Annotated in this window: 18 protein-coding genes; 6 read left to right on the top strand and 12 right to left on the bottom strand. The window is 44.8% G+C overall.

Annotation, left to right across the window (positions count from 1 at the left end):
• Nucleotides 1-108 precede the first annotated feature (108 nt).
• The 3 genes from IE130_RS00175 to IE130_RS00165 are packed head-to-tail and all read right to left on the bottom strand — an operon-like array spanning nucleotide 109 to nucleotide 4,210.
• A complete protein-coding gene (locus tag IE130_RS00175) occupies nucleotides 109-2,547 on the bottom strand; it encodes a xanthine dehydrogenase family protein molybdopterin-binding subunit (RefSeq protein ID WP_189579941.1) in 2,439 nt (812 codons plus the stop codon).
• A gap of 2 nt (nucleotides 2,548-2,549) precedes the next feature.
• Nucleotides 2,550-3,542 (bottom strand): FAD binding domain-containing protein, encoded by a 993-nt coding sequence (locus IE130_RS00170; protein WP_189579938.1) that lies wholly within the window; start codon nucleotides 3,540-3,542, stop codon nucleotides 2,550-2,552.
• Nucleotides 3,539-4,210: a 2Fe-2S iron-sulfur cluster-binding protein gene (locus IE130_RS00165; RefSeq protein WP_189579935.1), complete on the bottom strand. Its 672-nt coding sequence runs from the start codon at nucleotides 4,208-4,210 to the stop codon at nucleotides 3,539-3,541. The genes IE130_RS00170 and IE130_RS00165 overlap by 4 nt, the downstream gene beginning before the upstream one ends.
• Before the next feature lie 559 nt (nucleotides 4,211-4,769).
• On the opposite strand from IE130_RS00165, the gene IE130_RS00160 reads away from it, so the two are divergent.
• The 3 genes from IE130_RS00160 to IE130_RS00150 all read left to right on the top strand — a co-directional run bounded on the left by IE130_RS00160 (nucleotide 4,770) and on the right by IE130_RS00150 (nucleotide 7,055).
• The gene (locus IE130_RS00160; protein ID WP_189579932.1) at nucleotides 4,770-5,324 is read left to right on the top strand and encodes a carboxymuconolactone decarboxylase family protein; all 555 of its coding nucleotides are present in this window, start codon (nucleotides 4,770-4,772) and stop codon (nucleotides 5,322-5,324) included.
• A gap of 323 nt (nucleotides 5,325-5,647) precedes the next feature.
• A complete protein-coding gene (locus tag IE130_RS00155; RefSeq protein ID WP_010201018.1) occupies nucleotides 5,648-6,301 on the top strand; it encodes a DsbA family oxidoreductase in 654 nt (217 codons plus the stop codon).
• Between the two features lie 55 nt (nucleotides 6,302-6,356).
• The gene (locus IE130_RS00150) at nucleotides 6,357-7,055 is read left to right on the top strand and encodes a haloacid dehalogenase type II (protein ID WP_189579928.1); all 699 of its coding nucleotides are present in this window, start codon (nucleotides 6,357-6,359) and stop codon (nucleotides 7,053-7,055) included.
• A 517-nt stretch (nucleotides 7,056-7,572) separates the two neighbouring features.
• Here IE130_RS00150 and IE130_RS00145 read toward each other — a convergent pair.
• On the bottom strand, nucleotides 7,573-8,682 hold the full coding sequence (locus tag IE130_RS00145) for an S-(hydroxymethyl)glutathione dehydrogenase/class III alcohol dehydrogenase (RefSeq protein WP_189582404.1): 1,110 nt from the start codon (nucleotides 8,680-8,682) through the stop codon (nucleotides 7,573-7,575).
• A gap of 211 nt (nucleotides 8,683-8,893) precedes the next feature.
• Here IE130_RS00145 and IE130_RS00140 point away from each other — a divergent pair, with 211 nt between their 5' ends.
• Nucleotides 8,894-9,787 carry a LysR family transcriptional regulator gene (locus tag IE130_RS00140; protein WP_189579925.1) on the top strand — a complete coding sequence of 298 codons (894 nt, stop codon included), beginning with the start codon at nucleotides 8,894-8,896 and terminating at the stop codon, nucleotides 9,785-9,787.
• Between the two features lie 264 nt (nucleotides 9,788-10,051).
• The gene (locus IE130_RS00135; protein WP_189579922.1) at nucleotides 10,052-10,570 is read left to right on the top strand and encodes a DUF302 domain-containing protein; all 519 of its coding nucleotides are present in this window, start codon (nucleotides 10,052-10,054) and stop codon (nucleotides 10,568-10,570) included.
• 83 nt (nucleotides 10,571-10,653) lie between these two features.
• On the opposite strand, the gene IE130_RS00130 is transcribed toward IE130_RS00135, so the two are convergent.
• From IE130_RS00130 to epmB, 8 genes are all read right to left on the bottom strand, one after another.
• Entirely contained in the window at nucleotides 10,654-10,941 is a 288-nt protein-coding gene (locus tag IE130_RS00130) for a DUF4031 domain-containing protein (protein ID WP_189579919.1), read from the bottom strand.
• A gap of 66 nt (nucleotides 10,942-11,007) precedes the next feature.
• The gene (locus IE130_RS00125; protein WP_189579916.1) at nucleotides 11,008-13,269 is read right to left on the bottom strand and encodes a transglutaminase TgpA family protein; all 2,262 of its coding nucleotides are present in this window, start codon (nucleotides 13,267-13,269) and stop codon (nucleotides 11,008-11,010) included.
• Nucleotides 13,266-14,303: a hypothetical protein gene (locus tag IE130_RS00120; protein ID WP_189579913.1), complete on the bottom strand. Its 1,038-nt coding sequence runs from the start codon at nucleotides 14,301-14,303 to the stop codon at nucleotides 13,266-13,268. The genes IE130_RS00125 and IE130_RS00120 overlap by 4 nt, the downstream gene beginning before the upstream one ends.
• Nucleotides 14,304-14,394: 91 nt before the next feature.
• The gene (locus tag IE130_RS00115; protein WP_189582402.1) at nucleotides 14,395-15,402 is read right to left on the bottom strand and encodes an AAA family ATPase; all 1,008 of its coding nucleotides are present in this window, start codon (nucleotides 15,400-15,402) and stop codon (nucleotides 14,395-14,397) included.
• 66 nt (nucleotides 15,403-15,468) lie between these two features.
• Entirely contained in the window at nucleotides 15,469-15,930 is a 462-nt protein-coding gene (locus IE130_RS00110) for a c-type cytochrome (RefSeq protein ID WP_189579910.1), read from the bottom strand.
• 200 nt (nucleotides 15,931-16,130) lie between these two features.
• A complete protein-coding gene (locus IE130_RS00105) occupies nucleotides 16,131-18,224 on the bottom strand; it encodes an EAL domain-containing protein (protein ID WP_189579907.1) in 2,094 nt (697 codons plus the stop codon).
• A 364-nt stretch (nucleotides 18,225-18,588) separates the two neighbouring features.
• On the bottom strand, nucleotides 18,589-20,343 hold the full coding sequence (locus tag IE130_RS00100; RefSeq protein ID WP_189579904.1) for a cyclic-di-GMP receptor FimW-related protein: 1,755 nt from the start codon (nucleotides 20,341-20,343) through the stop codon (nucleotides 18,589-18,591).
• Nucleotides 20,344-20,496: 153 nt separating this feature from the next.
• The gene (gene epmB / locus IE130_RS00095; RefSeq protein WP_189579901.1) at nucleotides 20,497-21,504 is read right to left on the bottom strand and encodes an EF-P beta-lysylation protein EpmB; all 1,008 of its coding nucleotides are present in this window, start codon (nucleotides 21,502-21,504) and stop codon (nucleotides 20,497-20,499) included.
• 165 nt (nucleotides 21,505-21,669) lie between these two features.
• On the opposite strand from epmB, the gene efp reads away from it, so the two are divergent.
• Complete coding sequence (efp, locus tag IE130_RS00090; RefSeq protein ID WP_189579898.1) at nucleotides 21,670-22,242, top strand: elongation factor P; 573 nt, start codon at nucleotides 21,670-21,672, stop codon at nucleotides 22,240-22,242.
• Nucleotides 22,243-22,473 lie beyond the last annotated feature (231 nt).

Genomic DNA, 22,473 nt, shown 5'->3' with positions numbered 1-22,473 from the left:
CCTCTTATTTGATATTTATTTTTTTGATAATGACGAAATGATACTGCTGATTGAGTTATAAAAACCCGCTCATTAAGCGGGTTCCTGTCGTACATATGGCTTAAAAAATTACTCTGGCATCTCATAAAGCAGCTTATCGAGGGTAATCGGAAAATCATATACACGTACGCCAACGGCATTATAGACAGCGTTAGCAATCGCGGCAGCAGCGCCAGCAATCGCGGTCTCACCGATACCTTTTATATGCATTGGGTTGGTATAAGGATCATCTTCTTCTACCAATATCACATCCAACTGCGGTACATCTGCATTGACGGGGACGTGGTACTCAGCAAGGTCATGATTACACAGACGACCATCACGTTTATCGTGGATGACCTCTTCCATCAATGCTGAACCAATACCAAACACCATGCCACCATAGCATTGCGAAGTCGCTGTTTTGTGATTAAGGATACGACCTGCGGCAAATGCGCCCGTCATACGTTTCACTCGAATCTCGCCCGTGACTTTATGAACGGCTACTTCAGCGAAGTTCGCGCCAAAAGAGGATTGACGATACTTCTTACCATTTTTACCTGGCTTTATTTGGCCTTTGGCACTGATTTTTTGCTCATCATAGCCCGCGACCACGTCAGCAAGCGCATATGATTCTGTATTGTCAAAATCATATTTTTCTGATTCTGACTGTTCTTCTAATACATTCTCTGAAAATGAAACTCCGGTCGTTTCAGATATTTTATCAATAGTGCTATCAGCGAACGCTTGGCTACTCTCTTTGGCTGCCTCTATAGCAGTTAGATCGTGTTTGCCTACTTGCTTAATTTGACCGTTATCTAGCTGAATCGTATCAGGGTATAGACCCACTTTTTCTGCTATCATCTCACGCAGTTGTTCACAAGCGAGGTAGACGCCACTACCTGCACTCGCCGCTCCCCAACTGCCACCTGAACCTGCTGCGGGCGGAAATGCACTATCGCCCAGTTTCATCTCAATATGGTCAATGGGTAGTCCTAGTAAATCTGCGGCTACTTGAGAGAACACAGTATAAGACCCTGTACCAATATCGGTCATGTCTGTCTCGATAACTGCTTTGACACCGAGCGCTTTTGACTTATCGATTTGCAGGGTTGCGCGCGCTTCAGAAGGCTGTAATTGATTCCCACGTGCCGCAGCTGCCATGCCCGTTCCTATCCACCAGTCACCTTCTAATTGACTGGCAGGCTTGGCGTTGCGCTGACTCCAGCCGAACTGCTCTGCACCTTGCTCCATACAAGCAATCAGCTGCCGTGACGAAAACGGAATGTCTTTACTAGGGTCTTTTTCGGGTTCATTGCGGCGACGCAGCTCGATAGGATCAATGTCTAATTGTGAAGCCAACTCATCCATCGCACATTCAACGGCAATCATTCCAACCGCCTCACCAGGCGCACGCATCGAGCCTGATAGCACTTGGTTCATGTCTACCATTTCATAGTTTACACGGCGGTTTTTACCGCGGTACAAGTAATGAGTAGATAAAGCAGTCGGCTCAAAGAATGCCTCTCCAGGCAAATTGCTAGAAACGGTATCGTGAATCAATGTGTCAATAACGCCGTCCTTGTCACAGCCAATCGCAATGCGCTGACGAGTGTTTGAGCGTCTGACTGTCGCTTCCATGACTTGTGGACGGGTCATGGTAATCAATATTGGACGACCAAGCTCTTTTGAAGCGATCGCAGCGGCAATAGATTCAGGGGCGATACCTAGCTTGCTACCAAACCCACCACCGACATAGTGCGCGATTAACTGAACTTGGTCTTTGTTTAAGTTTAAGGCGTCCATGACTTGCTGCTTGCAAGACGCAAGCATTTGATTGGCAGTATAGAGAATTAGCTTGTCTTCCTCCCAATGCGCCAATGTCACATGTGGCTCCATCGCAGAACTGTTTTGACTCGGCGTATGGTAAAAGCGATCGAGCGTCACCTCTGCATCAGCTAAACCTTGCTCTGGGTCGCCTTGAACATAATTTTTATCAGAGCCTTTTTTTTCATCGACTGCATGGGCGTTAGACAGCTCTTTAGTAAAATTCAATGCCGCTTGGTCAGTCTCATCTTTATAAATAACTTTAAGCGCCTTCGCCCCTTCTGTTGCCGCTTCAAAAGTTTCAGCGATGACCACAGCGATAGGTTGACCATGATAAAAAATCTCAGTTGCTCCCTGCTTTGGTGCCTTTTTTAACCCGCCTTGCTGAGAATTACGCAAGAAATGCTTAGGGTCTGTGACAACCTTGATAATATTAGGAATGCCGTCTAAAGAACTGCTATCAATGTTCTCGACTTGACCTTTGGCAATGGTCGCACCGACCAAAACACCGTAGGCTTTATTATCTAAGTGGATTTCGGCACTATAATGCGCTTGACCGCTAACCTTTAACGAGCCATCAACACGGTTGATTGGCTTACCGACCAGTTTGCTCGCCGTTTTGCTAAACAGAGACTCGACAGGCTCATCCATGGTCATTTTTTTGGTCGGTTCTGACTGAGTAATTGATTCAAATAATGACATGATTATGCTCCCTTGCCCGCTAGTGCGCGCTGAATGACTTGTTTTAGTAGGCGACGCGTCAACGGTATCTTAAAGTCGTTTTGACCATTACCTTTGGCATCATGCAATAACAGATCGGCAGCCTGCTTAATAACGTCACTATTGCCATCGGTGTCCATTAATAATGCCTCAACTTCTTCGTTACGCCATGGCTCAGTCCCGATACCGCCAAACGCCAATCGTACCGTTTTCAAACTACCGTTTTCGTCAGCATCTATTACTGCGGCACAAGATACCAGCGCAAAGGCATAGGAAGCGCGATCTCGTACTTTGTCATAAGTATGCATGCCCTTGACAGGTGCAGGTAATACAACATGAGTGATTAACTCGCCTGCTTCCAACACGTTTTCGATATGCGGCGTGTCTTTTGGCAAGCAATAAAAATCTTTTACATCGATAGCACGAGTCGAGCCATCCGCCTTAACTGTTTCGATAGTGGCATCCAGCAAGCGCATGGCCACTGCCATATCAGAGGGGTGCTGAGCAATACAGGCATCGCTCGTGCCTAAAATAGCCAGCGTACGGTTTTCACCATTGACAGCAGGACAACCAGTCCCCGGTTCGCGCTTATTGCAGGCACTGTCTGTTTGATAGAAATAATAGCAACGAGTACGCTGTAAGAAATTGCCGCCAGTGGTCGCTTTGTTACGTAGCTGACCTGTCGCTCCTGCCAAAATCGCTCGGGACAATACTGGGTAATTTGCAATAACGTCAGGATGCGCTGCCAAATCGCTATTGGTCACAAGCGTGCCGATACGCAAACCACCATCGGCAGTGGTTTCGACCTTTTCTAACTCTAAACGAGTAATGTCGACCAATTTGATTGGCGTCTCAATCTCTAGTTTCATCAAATCTAATAAGTTGGTACCACCTGCGATGAAGGAAGCATCTTTGCTACTAGCAGATATCGCGGCTTGCTCTGGTGCATCAGCACGGCTGTATTCAAAACGTCTCATGAGCGGCCTCCTGTCGTAGCAGTTGCTGTTTTATTATTTACCGTCTTATTATTTGCTGAGACTTTGCCGAGTTGCGCCTCACTAGGCGGCGGTGACCAGATACCTGTCACGCTCGAATTTTGCACTGCGTTGTCTGTTGTTTGAATACTAGATTCTGATACCTGACTCTCAAGCACTTGTGAAATGGCTTTGATAATATTGGGATAAGCTGAGCAGCGACAGATATTACCACTCATGCGCTCAGCAATTTCTTGTATAAGGAGACCATCAGGATGTTGCAGGTCTGTGCTGACATGGCTTGGCCAATTTTGTTTGATCTCCTCTATCAATGCGGTCGCTGAGCAAATCTGACCTGGGGTGCAATATCCGCACTGAAATGCGTCGTTGTCTTTAAAGGCTTGTTGCAATTCTGATAACGAATCCGGCATCCCGATGCCTTCAATCGTTGTGATGTCATCCCCATCATGCATGACGGCAAGTGTCAGACAAGAATTAACCCGTCGTCCATTGATGAGCATCGTACAAGCCCCGCATTGACCGTGGTCACAGCCTTTTTTAGGTCCAGTAATTCGTAAGTGCTGACGACAGACGTCGAGCAGTGTCGTACGGGCGTCAAGATTATCGAGCTGATAATCCTGTTTATTGATTGTTAAGGTCAAAGTAGACATGCTGGCTTCTCGCTGGCAGATGAACATAATGGAATGGTAAAATACGCCTCAAAAGACGGCATCGATAAATTTATTATGACGTATCAAAAAAGTTGTTTTGTTTTTACTTTGTAGTTATTACAGTGTAGTTTTTAATCATAGGTAGTTTTTAATCATAGAGAGTGTCGAGACATGAGTGATGCTGCTAACGGGCATCTTATTTATGATGATGACTCTTTTTTACATTGGTCAGTTTTCTATATTCGTCAGTAGACAATCGAACAAGTTTTAAATGTGTTCGGTAAAATCTTCAATATAGTCATTATCCTTTTATGAGTCACATTTTTGGTGCCGTTACAAATTGGCTATATATCTTCACAATTCATTGTTGAGCAATCACTCAAATTTGTTTATAGTGGTTGCAGTTGATTCACTTAGAGAAGATTGACATGTTAAATTGAGTATTCACTCAAATTGACTTGTCCTTTTTAAGAGATCTGATTTCAGGTATCTACTCTAAGAAATATAAGCTACAACACTTTAAAAACGACCTAACAACTATTTATCTTAAGGATTTTGTATGACCGAATTTACATTACACGACAAAGAAACCGCACCAGCAGAGAGCAAAGACTTGCTAGACGTTTCTATCAAAGCATTTGGCATGGTTCCAAACTTGCATGCTGTGATGGCTGAAGCGCCTGGATTGCTTGAAGGCTATCAACGTCTACATCAGTTGTTTTTGGACAGCAGTTTCGATGACGAAGAAGTCACCGTTGTCTGGCAAACCATCAACGTCGAGCATGCTTGTCATTATTGCGTACCTGCACATACTGGTATCGCCAAAAGCATGAAAGTGGATGATGCCATCACCGAAGCATTGCGCAATGAAACTACACTACCGACTGAGAAATTAGAAGCGCTACGTGACTTTACACTCTCTGTAGTCCGTGGTCGCGGTAACGTAGATGATGCTGCTGTACAAGCATTCTTGGATGCTGGCTTTACCAAACGTCAAATCCTAGAAGTAGTCCTTGCTGCGGCGCAAAAAGTGATGAGCAATTACACCAACCATCTTGCCAACACGCCAATCGACAAGCCATTCCAGAAATTTGAATGGCACAAAGCAGACTAACGAAACCACCAATTTGGGGTTGTAATGACCCCTCTGGTGTTTTTATACTGCTGTAAGAGAGACTGCTGTTCGAAAACAATCGAGCAGCAGTTTTTTCAGTTAACATCTTATTGAATAAGACGATAGTTATAGTCAAAGTATCCTAAAAACGCTACGGTATTGCTGATATCAATTTTTTGTCGCCTCTGTCTGCGCAGGCGCAGTAAGCAAGAAAAATTGATGTCAGCAGTACGTGATGTATCGATATTACTTTTCACTGACTATAATTACCATCATAAATACCAAAATCATGAATAACAAACTTGTAAATAACGAGAGGTCATATGAAAAATATCGAGAAGCCCTTACGCATAGATATCGTATCAGATGTCGTTTGTCCTTGGTGCGTCGTTGGTTATAGACAGTTGGCTGAAGCACTCAAGCAAACCAATACCGAGTACGAAATTCATTGGCATCCGTTCGAGCTAAACCCTAATATGCCAAGCGAAGGTCAAAATTTTCGGGAGCATATTGCCGAAAAGTATGGCTCAACCAAGCAAGAGTCTGACGCTAGCCGAGCAAGAATGACGGAAGCTGGTAGTGAAGTTGGTTTTGAGTTCAACTTTAGTGATGACATGCGCATGCACAACACCTTTAACTTGCACCAGCTTTTACATTGGGCGCATCAGCAAGGTCGCATGCATGAGTTAAAGCAAGCATTGTTCACCGCCCACTTTACCAATGGCAGAAACATCTCTGATCATTCCGTACTCGCCGATATTGCGTCGGAGACTGGACTCGATCGTAGCGAGGCGCTAGCAGTACTGGAAGACCAACGTTTTGCTAAAGAAGTACGTGCCGCTGAGCAACATTGGCAGCAGCAAGGTATCCAAAGCGTACCTGCGGTGATATTCAATGAGCGTCATTTGGTTAGCGGTGCTCAAGGGGTGGAGAACTTCACGAGTATCTTGCAGCAGTTGGCTGACATGCCAGACTAGGTTTTATTAGCTCTTACATTGACTCTTACATTGACTCTTAATAAAGGAATCTCTTATGTCTTCTGAGCATCCACCTTCGATTATCGTATTTGACGTCAATGAGACGCTACTCGATATTGATACCCTCGCGCCTTTATTTTCTCGCTTATTTGACAATGAAAAAATACTGAGAGAATGGTTTGCCCAATTGGTGCTTTATTCTCAAACCATGACCTTATCCGGTCTCTATACACCTTTTGGCGAACTTGGCGTCGCTGCCTTACAGATGACGGCTGATATTCATAGTGTCACGCTGACAAAAAGCGATATCGATGAGTTAAAAGAGCGTATGAGCAAAATGCCAGCTCACCCTGATGCGGTGCCAGCATTAACCAAGCTAACTGAAGCAGGGTTTCGACTGGTGACGTTGACCAACTCAGCGAGCAGTCCATCTCCAACACCATTAGAAAAAGCAGGACTAAGTCAGTTTTTTGAGCAGCACTTCAGCGTTGAGACTGTTGGCAAGTTCAAGCCTGCACCTGAAACCTATCAGATGGTAGCCAAAGAGTTGTCTGTTGAAGTGTCAGAGTTGTGTTTGGTCGCCTGTCACCTTTGGGATACCATCGGCGCGCAAGCGGCTGGCTGCCACGCTGCATTTCTCACGCGACCTTGTAACGCGTTGCTATCAGCGTCGAATGTTCCCACACCTGATTTTATAGCATCAGATTTAGGTACGCTTACCGATCAGATTATTCTTAATAATCAGAGCAAATAACCCTTCTGATTTTTAGCAATAAAACAAAAAATGCCGCTTCTACTAATAGAAGCGGCATTTTTATGAATGCTATGACACGATATTCATTTTAAAACTAGGGCGTGTTGAACATTCGACCATGGCACTGACAGAGACTATTTTTTAGACAGTTCGACGTTAAAACAGTAAGTTTAGTCATTCTAAGCGTCTATTTTTAACCATGAAATGGCAAAAAATAGACCTGTCTCTTCGAGCTGATTCGAAAACTGCCCTATGCTGCGTTGTAAACCTAGTTAAGGCATGAGCATTACCGTCGTTTTACGCCTTGTCTAGAACAGTTTTCGCAATCAGCAGTGCCTATTTGTGAATGTTCAACACGCCCTAATATAGTCAGTGAAAGGTAATATCGATACATCACGCACTGCTGATACCAATTTTTCTTGCTTGCTGTGCCTGTGCAGACAGAGGCTACAAAAAACTGATATCAGCAGTATCGTAGCGTTTTTGGAATATTTTGACTATATTTCAAGATTAGCTTCTAAAAATGAATAACCGTACGAATACTCTCGCCTTTATGCATCAAGTCAAAGGCTTCGTTGATGTCATCAAGACCCATCGTATGAGTAATGAAATCCTGTAATGGGATTTCGCCCGCTAGATAGCGCTCAACATAACCTGGCAATTCCGTACGACCTTTCACGCCGCCAAATGCTGAGCCTTTCCAGACTCGACCAGTCACTAACTGGAATGGACGGGTTGAAATTTCTTTACCTGCACCAGCCACGCCGATAATAACCGACTCGCCCCAGCCTTTATGGCAGCACTCAAGCGCGGAACGCATCACATCGACGTTACCGATACATTCAAACGAATAATCAACACCGCCATCGGTTAACTCAACGATGACTTCCTGAATTGGTTTGTCATAATCTTTTGGATTAATACAGTCAGTTGCGCCTAGTTTTTTGGCTAACTCAAACTTGCTTTCATTGATATCAATCACAATAATGCGGCTGGCTTTTGCCATTGCAGCACCAATGACCGCTGACAGCCCAATACCGCCCATGCCAAAGATAGCAACCGTAGCACCTTCTTCGACTTTTGCAGTGTTCATGACCGCACCCATACCAGTCGTGACGCCACAGCCAAGCAAGCAAACTTCTTCTAATGGCGCTTCTTTATTGACTTTAGCCAATGAAATCTCTGGCAAGACCGTATATTCAGAAAAAGTTGAGCAACCCATATAATGGTAAATTGGCTGACCATCTTTATAAAAACGCGTTGTGCCATCTGGCATCAAACCTTTACCTTGAGTCTCGCGCACGGCTGAACACAAATTGGTTTTGCCTGAGGTACACATTTTACAGACGCCACATTCTGCGGTGTATAGCGGAATGACATGGTCGCCAACTTGGACACTGGTAACGCCTTCGCCGATTTGCTCAACGATACCACCACCTTCATGACCCAAAATCGCTGGGAATACGCCTTCTGGGTCTTCACCAGATAAGGTAAACGCATCGGTATGACAAACGCCGCTAGCGATGATTTTTACCAAGACTTCGCCTTTGCGCGGCAGCATGACATCCACTTCTTCGATAGATAGCGGCTGGTTTGGCCCCCAAGCAATGGCGGCTTTCGATTTGATAAATTTATCTGACATAAGAGTCTCTCTTTTTAATTAATTTTATCGTTTATTCAGCGCAGACCTATTCAGCTTATAGTGCTTACCTAGTAGAGGCAAGCTACAGTTGTAGCAGTCTGTAAAACATTTCATGCTATGTCGATAATTATAGTTGTTTCTGAGATGATAACAATATGCTATATTTGCAAATATCTTTTACACAGTGGTAACAATCATGCGCTGGGATGGTATTAGCGAATTCGTTTGTGTGGCAGAATATGAGAGCTTCACGCGCGCCGCAAAAGAATTGGGCCTCTCGACTGCGCAAGTCAGTCGGCAGATCAGCGCGTTAGAAAAGCGCTTGAATATAAAATTGCTATATCGAACCACGCGCAAGGTCTCACTGACCGAAGAAGGCCGCGTGTTTTATCAGCATTGCCGCGGTGTGCTCGATGGCTTGGATGCCGCTGAACAAGCAGTGAGCCACCTACAGTCAAAGCCACAAGGCAGGATTAAACTGACCGCTCCTGTCACTTATGGTGAGCAGCAATTATTACCACTGGTCAATGATTTTATGGTGCGATACAGTGATATCGAAGTAACGGCTTTTTTGAGCAATCAAAAAATGGACTTGATCGACGGTGGCTATGATTTGGCGATTCGTATTGGTAAATTAAGCGACTCAACGATGATGGCAAAAAAACTCAGCCGTCGTACAAATTTCGTCTGTGCCGCGCCAGCTTATCTTGAGAAACACGGTATACCGCACTCTTTGAGTGAGCTGAGTCAACATAATTGTCTGCTAGGCACACGTGACTATTGGCACTTTATAGAAGATGGCAAAATAGATTCTGGAAAAAATACGGATAAAGAAAAAAATCTACGCGTTTCTGGCAGCGTTCAATATAACAGTGGTCATAGCCTAGTTGATGCTGCGCTAAAAGGGCTAGGTATCGTGCAGCTACCGGATTATTATGTGCAACAGTACTTAGCATCAGGTGAGCTGGTCAGCTTGCTGGATGACTATAGAGAGCCTGAAGAAAGTATATGGGCTATCTATCCGCACAACCGTCATTTATCGCCAAAGATTCGATTACTGGTAGATTATCTATCGGAGCATTTAGCATGAACATGCAAAGCCCCTATTCGGTTTTACTTAACATTCGGTTTTACTTAAAATGAATATTATCCACTATCATTAAGGAATATCTGTAATATTAGAAGAAGGTCGCTTAACAAAACCAAGCATCACTCACTAAATATAGTTGAGGAATTTTAGAATCGCTACAAGGCGACCGACCGCAGATAGTACACTGAGTCCATCTAGGACGGGTAACACCGTAGCGGTTTAAAAGTGCTCTGACTATAAACAACCATAATAAAAGGAATTTTTATGATTAAGACTGTCTCTATCGCTGCCTTAGCTTTGGCCATGTCCTCGTGTGCCAGCGTTGAAAATATTTTAAACGCGCCAGATAAAATGCCGTCAACACCAGAAACGATGACTGCTATCAATGCTGAAAAGGGTTTGGTTACGATGCAAAGTAATCATTCCGTTCAAGATACTGCGGATAAGCTGGCAGCGATTATTGAAAGTAAAGGTATGAAAGTATTTGCGCGCGTCGATCATCAAAAAAATGCGCAAGGTGCCAATTTAACATTGAGACCGACGCAGGTAATTATGTTTGGTAACCCAAAAGCGGGTACGCCATTGATGAATTGCGAGCAAAGCGTTGCCATCGACTTACCACAAAAAATCCTTATCAGTGAAGATGCAGATAAAAAAGTCTGGTTGTCGTACAACAATCCTGAATATCTCAAAGACCGTCATAACATCAAAGGTTGTGATACCGAGATAGCTAACATCGCAAAAGCGCTTGATGGTGTCAGTAAGGCAGCTATTGCAAAGTAAGCTATAAATGGAAATATGAACACAAAAAAGGTGGGATGCAAAAGCATAACCCACCTTTTTTATATCTTTAAAAGATTAACTTATTAGCCATTCTTAGACTGTGCGATTTGCTCGTGTAGCTCTATTTTTAACTTCTTAGCACATTCGATAATCTTTTTTCGACCGGCAGGGATAGCGCCATATTCAATCGCTATCGCGCGCATCTGTACCGTAACATCATAATGCGGGTAACTGGCATGACGGTGGAATAAGCGCTGATCTACTTCTATCAATAAGGCAAACTCATGCAGCTCTTGCAGCGTATCAGCCAACATATGACACCATTTATAGCCTTTAAATTCTATCTGCACAAAATCCACATATATTGCCATAGAGCCGCCTCCTTTATTACCCTTAACATCTTATCATGTGCTAAACCACGCTTTCACAAACAGCCATCAAAATAACTCACCGACATTTTTTTTGAGCTGTTTGAGCACTATTTGATATTCTTTATCACTGATTTCAAGTGCACTGAGACGCCCATAGCGTAGCTGACGATAGTCTTGTTGAATCTGCATTATTTTGGTTTGGACAATTTCTGAGTGACCGCTGTCTGTTAAACGGCTATCAGTACCACCTTCGGCATTTGAATCAATAGCCAGTGCCACGCGCTCAAGCCATGCTAGTTGGCCTTCACTGTCATCACGAGCCAGCGATTTATCCACTTTACCAATACGTCTTGATAGCTGTGCAAGCGGCAGATCTGCTAGATGCCAGCGTTTGCGGCGACGTTGCCAAATGACAAAGATTAAAATAGCTATGACAGTAATAGCACTCGCTGCCAACCAAATAATTTGCTGCATCACTGAGCGGATGTTGAACCATTTGAGTAGCGAGTCAGCTTGTTTGTCCTGATCGTAACCGACGACGTCTTTTTGCCAATAGTAGCTGGCTTGATCTGAGAGGCGGCGCAAGGTTTGTAGCATTTGATATTGCTGATAGCTGATTTGCGCACTAGCGCCATCACCGAACATCGCAGCTCCCTGCGACTGCGTCAGCGCATCCATTCCTTGCTCAACGCGCTCAGGCGCAACAAAAGCTGTCGGATCAACACGTACCCAGCCTTGACCCTCAAGCCAAACCTCCGTCCAAGCGTGCGCGTCTTTCTGCCGAACTTCCCAAACATTGCCGCTGCGGCTTAGCTCGCCACCTTGATAGCCTGCCACGACCCGCGCAGGTATACCAGCTGCCCGCATCATAAACGTAAAACTTGAAGAATAATGCTCACAAAATCCCGCTTTGGTCTCAAATAAAAACTCGTCAATACGGTTCTTATTCAGCCGTGGCGGCGATAGTGTATAACGAAATTCTGTTTGATTAATCCAGCGTTCAATAGCTGCAATATAGCGCACTGGATCTGAGCCAGATTGCGCAAATAATCGCTTTGCCAGTGCGCGTGCTTGTGGGTTGCCATCAGCTGGCAGAGCAAGATTCAGCCGCCGTAATGCTTCAGACAGAACAGGGTCAATGCGCATCGGCGCAAACTGTAATACGTCATAACGGAACTGCTGAGTAACTGGCTGGTCTTTTAATAGAGTAAAGTTTGAAGTAATACTGATGTCTTGGCGCTGGGCAAAAGGATAATCGAGGCCAAATAGCCAGTTTTGTTGTGTGGGTTCTAGAATAACCTCATAGCTGGTAGGCGCAACTTTCACTTCATCGGGGATAGTAGCAAAGGCGTTCTCAATCCAAACAGGCATTTGCGGTGCAGGCCGCCACTGTTGTTGCTGAGGGCTAGGACGCCATGTAACCCCATCAAACTCGCTAAATACCAAGCCGCGCCAGTACAATTGCTGCTGCGGTGGGCGCTTATCTGCAAACTCTACCCGAAATGCCAGCTCAGTCGATTGTCCCAAATTAGCAAAATCCCCGGGCGACATACTATCGGAGACGCCAGTGGTTGCTTGCTGACCCGATAGCTGCACTGACCATAGCGGTGGTAAGCGCGGGAAGAATAAAAACAATACAACCAATAATGGCAGTGCCCCAAGACCTAATACACCCAAAGTGCGCAGACGACCATCACCGCGAGTATTGCCATCGTCATTGAGCGCAATAAATGCCAACAAGATAATGACAGCACCGATGATTACTTCTAAAGTCGTAACAAGACCTTGATCCATCAAAAACAGCGCAGCAAGCACGAATAGCGATAAATTTAAGACCACATAAGCATCGCGCCGTTTATACAATTCCCATAGCTTACTGATGAGACATAGCACTAAAAATGCCACGCCCATATCCAGTCCAAACGCTGTATTGTACGTCAGCCATAGACCGACAAGACCCAGCAAGAAGCCGAGCATTTGCATGCCTTGATAGACGCGTTTTAAATGACGCAATTTTTTGAACTTAGCTTTGATGCGTGGTAGTTGGGCCGCGATACTAACCACAGCAAAGCCAATCAGCCATAAAGGCAGATGCGCGGCATGAGGTAAAATGACGATGATTTGGGCGATTAATACCCAATAATACGCTGGCAAGGCAAATAGCTTGCGAGTCCATTTAGTATCGCTAGCCTGTTCAGTATGAGAAGCGATATTTTGACCCAATGCCAACTTCTCAAAGCTTGCAGAATTTATAAAGTCTGATTTAGAAGAGCCAGTAAATACTTCTACCGGTTTCTTTGAGTCATCTATTTTAGAGATATTGGTCATGGCGTTTTTGCCAACCTTAGCAAGCACGCTTGCGCAAAACTATCACCTTCTCCCATCGGGGCAGCAGCAGAGGCATCACTCGGCAAGCACATCTTAAACGGCACACCCAGCTCACCCAGCCTCATCGCCCCATACGTCATCTGAGCCAGCCTCTGCTCATGATGCACCGCTGGCATATCGGCATAATCTAAGCTTTGTTCATGACCGACTGGATCAGCAAAGTGCTTGGTAAACATACCTTGACCGCGCGCCACATGCCCCCAAGAAACTCGTGCCAGCGACTCACCTTCGATATAATTATCGAGCCGCTCAAAGTCATCTTGACCTTGTCGATATTGCCCGCCTGTTGGTAAATCCTCCAAACTTGCGACCGAATACTGCGCCTGCCAGTCAAAGGCTTCAGGTTTTGGATAGACCCACGCCGTACGCGCAAAATAGACATAAGACCATGCCCGCATAATGCCCAAAGGATAAACGGTTTTGATTTTTAATCGTGGTAATTCAAACTGCCCACGACTATGCGTATGTACTGGCAAACGAATAATTTGCTCACCTTGTAGCCGTGTAACGAGCACAGAGTTTTGACTATCTACGTTAGGTTTGATTTTCTTACTGGATTTTTTATCCGTCTCTTTATCAACCTGCTCAAAGCCAAATAACAACTGCCGCCTTGGTTGGCGGCTCTCACTGCGCAGCTGCAAAGTCACCCAAACAGGCTCACCCGCTTCTGCCATGGTCACTTCTATTAATTGTACTTTTAGACCTGAGATATGAGCAAAGGTCACATGAAAGCTGATCAGCCAGACACTGACCAAATAAAAACATAAGCCCAGCACCAGATTATTGCCATAGTTGATGCCAGCGATAAAGGTAATGACCAATAACACCGCAAATAGCATCCCTTCACGGCTAAAAAATATATAGACATTGCGCAAATTGAGCGTGGCGCTATCACTTTTAGGCGCACGCGAGGCAAACCAACGGCTTAATGCTGAAGTAGCTGGTACGGTTAAGGCTTTTGGCAAAAAGCTCATGATTACCCTATCCTTACCATAAAATTAATACTCTCATTCACAATTGAATAGCAGTTTTAGACATAAACGCACGTTATGAAAAATCAAACGGTTAAACAATAACAGCCACGTCTGCCAAAATGCGTTGCGCGATGGTTTGTGTCGCCTGCCCTCCAGTCACGTACGCAGGCACAAAACGCTGACCGAGACGATGATCAGTGACCGCAGCGAACACCGCTTGAATATCTTCAGGTGTCATCTCCATATGCCCCGATACATAGGCATAAGCTTGTGCAGCACGCTGTAGTGACAGCACACCGCGCGGTGATAAGCCATGATACTCTTGGCTTGCTCGTGTTTTTGCCACCAGTCTTTGTAGATAATCCAAAACCACATCCGCAACATGAACTTGCTTGACCCCTTGCTGGGCTAATAAAACAGCGTCCGTATCTAGCACAGCATCCAACTCTTTTAATAGCTCGCGGCGATCCTGACCTTTTAAGAGCTCACGCTCTGCTGCAGGTGATGGGTAACCGAGCGACAAACATAGTAAGAATCGATCTAGCTGCGATTCAGGGAGTGGATAGACACCTGCTTGCTGCAAAGGATTTTGGGTTGCAATCACAAAAAACGGCTGCGGCAAAGGATAGGTTTTCCCATCTTGGGTGACTTGCCGCTCTTCCATCGCTTCTAATAATGCGCTTTGCGTCTTGGGGCTGGAGCGATTGATTTCATCTGCCAGTAACAGCTGAGTAAAGATAGGCCCAGAACGAAACTCAAACTGCTGTTTACTTTGGTCATAGATACTCATGCCTAAAATATCTGCTGGCAGCATGTCGTTAGTAAACTGCACACGACTAAAGCTCAAGCCCAATAACTGTGCCAATCCCTGCGCCAAGGTCGTCTTGCCCATACCCGGTATATCTTGCAGTAATAAATGACCACCTGCCAATATACCACTGAGCGCCAACTTAACGGCTTGAGGTTTGTCCAACACAATTTGGTTTAACTGTGCCATAAGCTGGGCGATTTTTTGCTGATTATGGCGATAGTCGCTAGCACTAGGCGCAGATTGACTGAGTATCTCTGATGTTGACTGGAGTGTAGAGGGAAGAGACATATCGATGGCTGTATGGGTCATAGTAATCATTGGCTCGTTTTTTGGATAATGAGTATAAATCAGGAATTACTTTGCCTCATCTTCCACTAGGGGCGCGGCGGCACGAAGCGTTGACAGATAAGCGATTACATCCGCACGCTCTTTAGCATCAGGCATAGGGTTTGATAGCATCTTTGAATCTAGCATGGCTTTTTCCGCATCCGCAATATAAGGATCGAGCGTTTTTGCATCCCATATCCAACCTGATTTTTTTAGCCCATCACTATAGGTGTAATCTTCTAGCTCTGCGGCGGGCGCACCATATATATTCATCAACTGCGGGCCTTTTTTATTGAGACCGGCATTGAGCTGATGACACTGACCACAAGCCTCTTTATAAATTAGGGCACCATTGACAGCGTTACCTCCAGTATATAGTGGCAGCGTGACAGGCGCGCGATGATCAGGTGGTATACTTTCCCCGCAGGCGGTGAGCAGTAGAACAGCGGTAAAAATACCGCTCAATGATGACTTACTGATAATAGACATTTTTGACAATCTTTAGTTGAGGAGCACCAGCTATATAAGACGATATCGATAATAATGCAATGCGAAATCAGGCAAAATCGGTCGGCACGCATAGATAGCTGTTTAAAAATAGAGCGTTATTTATCGGCATCTAAACCAATAAACAACGCTTAAGAAACGTCTAGGGTTATACCTGTATGGTCACACAAGATTAGGTGCTCTTATGTACCACTAGCCACTTTTATTGTACTGCTTGGCTCTTCCAAATAATACCCTTGCAGATAGCGCGCACCTACACTCCAAGCGACAGACATGGTTGCCGCTTCTTCAATGTAAGGCATCAACACATCGATTTTAACCGCGTTGGTACGCACGATAAGAGACTTAACGGCTTCTAAATTATCCGCAGAATCGATATCTTGCACGTAACTACGAGCCAAACGTACGATATCTGGCTGGACAACGCTGGCAATCTCAACGGACTTAGTAGACGAGCCAAAGTTAGTAATACCAAGCTGACAGCCCACTTGGTCAAGTGCTTCAAATTGAGATTTGGCAACCGTTAAATGATCAGCGATATCTTGTTCATTAAATTGTAGCGTCAATGCTCCTGCAGCACCGCCAACGGCATTAATCAGCTGACTGGCAACGTTTGGTAGCTTTTTATCAACCAGCGAAGCACTGGTCAATTGTATCAATAATCGTGCTTCAGGATGGATCTTACGGACGTCATTTATCTTTTTACAGGCATTAATCAGTACCCAACGATCTATTTTTTCTAGCAATTGATGCGCTTTAGCAACTGCCATAAATTGTTGAGGCGTCAACACGGTATTGTCAGCATCTGCCAATGGCAGCCGCAGATAGACTTCAAAAAAGTCACTACGGTCATTATTGATGTCATATATCGCCTGAAACGATAGCTCAAAACGATTATTGGCAATGGCATCGACTAAAGACTCAGCGAGCGCATGGTCATCACTATTGGCATGCTCGCTTGGATCATACAAATGATAGGTGCCACCTTTATTGGAGGTCTCAGTCATAATCTGAGCAATGGCATCCATCGCTCGCTCTAATACAATCTTAGGCTCAGCGGTGTTTTTTTCGATTTTGACAATACCAATACTAACGGTGGTGCTTGTCGTACGCTTATCGACTTCAATGAGCATCTCACTAATACGTGAGCCAATGTGCTCGGCGAGCTGTTCGAGCTCTGCGGCTGTCTGATTCTCTACTAGTATCGTAAATGCTGTATCGCTAAAGCGGCTTACATAACCCTCTGGCACCAGCTCGTCTAGGGTATAAGCTACCTGCTTGACCGTCGTATCGACACCCTGCAAACCCAAGCTACTTCTAATTTTACCAATGTTATCGAGCCGAACATACATTAGCCCTGCAGTCAGTACGCCATCGATTGCTTGCTGGTGTACCATCATCAACTGCTCTTCAAAACCGTGGCGGTTGTTGATTCCTGTCAAGCTATCCTTTCGCTCAGCTTCTGCCAAGCGCTTAGCAACCTCAGCACTATTACTGTTATTTTGTTGGATAATAATTTGAGTAACTGGCTCACTATCCAAGGTGGCTGCTGCCAGCTGTAGTTTTGCCTCAAAGGTACTGCCATCTTTACGTAGGCTTTCGAATTTGAACTCGACCTCTTCACGGCTACCCTTATCAAACTGTCGCAAAAACTGCTTAAAGGCTTTGACGTTGTCGCCACCTGCGATCAAATCAATAACGGGTACACCAATGATATCGTTCATTGATTCAAAACCAAATAGCTGAAGATAAGGGTCATTGGCAAAGATATGAATACCTTGGTCAAGATAGGCAACCGCACTTTTGGAGTTTTTGATTAAAATATTAGCGCGCTGCTCTGCCTCAGACAATACATGATGCAGAGCTTTTAGCTGGCGGCGGCTACGCAAATTATCATGCTGTAAGCAAATCGCCATCACCACTGCTGTCTCTTGGTCTGCCCTAAGCGCCTTAACCATCGTGCCATTCATCACAGAAGGCAAACCGTCCTCATTATGAGCAGTTGGAGCTGTCTCTGCACTCATCAGACAGATCATCGGCAGATCAATACTCTGCTCTTGCACGATGCCCACCATGTCGGTAAAGCTCATATCATAGGCTTGGCCAAAAACTAAAACATCCCACGGCTGGCGGAGTGATTTGAGCAACTCTTCCTTGTCATCCAAAAAGCCTAGATTGATGCTGTCATAATAAGAATCTAGCAAATCCACCAGACGCTCAGCATAGAGCTGATCGGCATCGATAACTAGTAGATTTAAGACGGACTGAGTACGCATAGGAGGCCTTTTGAATCTTATGATCGTATTTATTTTTATCGCTTAATTTCGATACCTTGCTGCTTTTTCTAACATCAAAATAGCACGGCAAATAAGCAAGCACTACAAGTATTAGGCTCAGCGGGTATTGAAAATACTGGTTTATTAATGCGGTCTAGGATGACTGACTTGGTAGGTAGGTATTTCTAGACCATAAAAATGTAAGTCGCAGTATCTCTCATTATAGACAATAATTTGACCGACTGCATATTAACTTAACTTGGACATGCTGAAGTATGGCAAATAGTAGACTTAGAGAGGCTGCCACCGCAGCCGATTTATATAGGATTGACTATATCACTATCCAAATAAATACTTGCGTAAACTACAGTTGTACCACTTCATACTGGCTAAACTCATCGGTCACCAATAAGGGATGTAATAAACGTAACAATTTCTGTTTATTATGCAAGCGCATGATCACTCTATCATTGGTCTGAAAGTGAAAGGTCGGCACTATTAAGCTGCAAGTCGTCTGTAGCTGATCATCGCCAGCGACAATGAAGGCTGGCACAAAATGCTGACTGCGTGACTTCCTATCCTCTAGACGCAGCCCGCAAGTGATTAACTTGTGACCAAGGACTTGCCACTCTACCTCTGGATTATGAGTATCAAGATTGAGCCAGCGTACAACCCCAATTGACCAGTCAGCGGTCATCGTCTCAGAACGGCATAATAAAGAGAGACTCATTATTTGTAACGGTGGCGGAGTGGTAATGGGAGGACGAACGTCAACGTCAACGTCAACATCAACGTCAACATCAACATCAACATCAACATCAACATCAACATCAACATCAACAGGATTTACCATCAGCTGCAACGTGCGAAAAGGCGAAAGGACATTTTTGCTGTCAAAGGTTTCAACGATTGATAAGTTACTGTCCACGGGTTTTTTTGGTACGGTATCATAGCGAGGTCGCTCCCCATCCGGCAGCTCTTTGGTGCCGATCAAGCTTATCAATCCTTGCGCATGACTAGCATGATAATGAATATCGTTAAATCCAATCACCATTGTGGCATCTTGCTTAGCGCTATACTTATTCGGTACGGTTAATTGCGGCTGCATATAGCGATAGGTTATCGCCATTGCTATCTTATTCAGCAAACAGCACTCAACGCCTTCGCTACCCTCATTGATTAATGCTTGCTGGCGTGATTTTAGATGCTCGATCACTGATGCCAGCTCAATGAAGAGACAGTCGTACTGGCTCTCATAGGGATTGATGCTAGAGTGGGCGGTCAAATAAGTAGGTGGATTCTCACTATGCAAATTGACAAAGACGCGTGTCTCAGTTTGCGGCTCTATGGTCGCAACGATTGGTTCAGCCCACTCCGGTAATAAGCGATGGACCAGCAAGATATTAGAACGACGCAATCCGCGCACATTGAGCAAGCTATGCAAACATATTTGACAATACAATCGATGTATACTGTCCGCGCGGTTGGTAACGACATAAGCACTTAAGTCAAGCGTTGCAGCATGGCGCTGACAGGCAAGATAATACAATCGATTGAGTGCAGCCCAGACATATGACGGTGGCTTTTGATAACAAATGGCCTCTTCCATCAATAGTTTTTGGTACGTTAACATCGTCTGGTAAATAACGATGGCTAACGTCATTGGCGCAGATTTTTCGCCCGTAAAACGGCGCTGCCAGCCGCTACTTGCCGGCGTTTTTTGATTGTCTAACAACGATATTTCGCGGCGTATCACACCGTCGCAGACCAAAATAATAAGATAATATAAAGATTTTACTTGAGCAACACAGTCCAACTGAGCATCACTCAGCGCTCCCGTCTCATGGACGTAAGACTGACGTAGAGCAGCAATCAGCCGATCGGCAGCATCAAGGACGATACGAATTAATTTGAAACGTTGCTGATCATCTACGTCAGCCACTCTCAACTCTGTGAGTACTTTTTCCAATTGCTCCGCTTGCTGCGCTTCTGTTTGCGATGGCAAAAGTGCCACCCACTTGCGCAAATGCTGCTCTTGACCGTTGGTCGAGTGGCTAGAAGCAGGCAGTAACGGCTCTGTCGAAGCCAGATGCTCTTGAAAATCCGATAAAGTTATCATTACTATCCTTAGTCATTACGCAGTGATAGCTGCACAAACTATTAGCAAGCGGGTAAGCGTTAGCTATCGATAGAAGGTCGTAATAACAGCTGCTTATGCACTTATTGGTCATTATTTGTCCATAAATAATATTGCCTCGTCATCATGCAACTTTTAAGCCCCATTGTAAATGTCAATCGGCACCTTAAACGGTCTATCTGGCAGCTCCCTGACCAGCTTAGGTACCAGATAACCGGGTAATGCTGCCAATAATGACCAATAAAGCGCGACTGCTGACCGCTCGTCGCTATCGAAATGTGCTGCGCCTGCCACTTTATCCAACACGTGCAAATAATAAGGCAATACGCCAGCGGCAAATAAGCGTTGGCTTAAAGCGATTTGAGCAGCAACGCTGTCATTAATACCTTTTAGAAGTACGGCCTGATTTAATAAAGTCATGCCAGCTGCTCGCGCCCGCTGCAAATACTCTGCTGTGAGCACATCAATCTCATTAGCATGATTACAATGAATGACCATGACGATATGACAGCGACTTTGTGCCAGCCTCTCTAATAATGGCGCATCCAAACGTGCTGGAATCACTATTGGCAAACGAGTATGTAGCCGAATGGTGGTCAGTTGTGGGATGGCTTCCAAGGTATCTAGCCAAGCAAATAATCGCCTATTGGTCACGTTTAAAGGGTCGCCGCCACTCAAGATCACCTCATTGATCTCAGGATGGGCAGTAATATAGTCGATGATGCTTTGTTTGGCATCGGCAGTGGGCATATTGGCACTATAGTCAAAATGCTGACGGAAGCAGTAACGACAATGAATCGCGCAAGCACCTGTAATCGTTAACAGCACTCTTGACTGATATTTATGCAATAAGCCTTTGGTCGGGTTATGGTCGTTTTCGGCTAAAGGATCTGCCACGTAGCCAGTCACTGTGACTTGCTCTTGTTGGTCGGGTAGCACTTGCTTTAATAAAGGATCATGGCTATCGCCAACGGTCATTTTTGCGACAAAAGCACGCGGCACTCTTAGCTCAAAATGCTCAGGCACATAAACGTCAGCACGCAAGGATTCCAGTTTTAGGATACTAAGCAGCTCATCAATGCTGGTAATGCCTTCGGATAATTGCGTTTGCCAGTTTTTTTGTGTGATTAAATGGTTTATCATGACAACCTAGTACCTGTGCCTAAAAGGCGTCATTATACGCCCTTAGTGAGTACCCTATCAAAGCATACCAGTCATCCATGAATAGTTGGCGTGACGACAGCGCTTAGCACAGTTATCTCCACACCCAAATACTGATCATATATTCGCAACCTTTAGGAGTTTCTTGTGGCAAGTTTTTCTACTAATGAATTTAAAGCCGGTCTAAAAGTCATGCTCGATGGCAATCCTTGTGCCATTCTTGAGAACGAGTTTGTCAAACCTGGTAAAGGTCAAGCCTTTAACCGTGTCAAGTTGCGCAATCTTCGTAGTGGTAAAGTATTGGAGCAAACTTTCAAGTCAGGTGATAGCTTAGAGGCGGCTGATGTCATGGACACTGAAATGAACTATCTATACAACGATGGCGAGTTTTGGCATTTTATGCATCCTGAAAGCTTTGAGCAAATCCAAGCTGACAAAACAGCAATGGGCGACTCAGTACAATGGCTAAAAGAAAACAGCAATGCCGTATGTACCATCACTCTATTTAATGGAAGTCCATTGTCGATCACGCCACCCAACTTCGTTGAGTTACAAATCACGGAGACAGATCCTGGCGTACGTGGTGATACTTCAGGTGGTGGCGGCAAACCTGCTAAGTTAGAGACAGGCGCGGTTGTGCGTGTACCATTGTTTGTTCAGCAAGGTGAAGTCGTCCGTGTCGATACCCGTACTGGTGACTACCAAACTCGCGTCAACTAATCGCTCGACTTGATTTAGGGGGTGTCCTCATTTCAAAAATGGCGATAAAAATGAGATAAATTGCCATCAAACGAGGAAAATAGCGCAGATAATATCGAGATATTGATAAACTATTTGACGATGTTTGGCAAAATTTAGCCATTTTTAGCGCATTTAGAGAATGCTCGATTGAATTGAGGACACGCCCTAGTAACGCATAAAAAAAGCTTAACCATTATTAAATGGTTAAGC

The sequence above is a fragment of the Psychrobacter glaciei genome (assembly GCF_014652895.1).
Taxonomy (GTDB): Bacteria; Pseudomonadota; Gammaproteobacteria; order Pseudomonadales; family Moraxellaceae; genus Psychrobacter; species Psychrobacter glaciei.
Note: the sequence above shows the minus strand (reverse complement) of the source record. Positions and strands in the feature narration are given on the sequence as shown.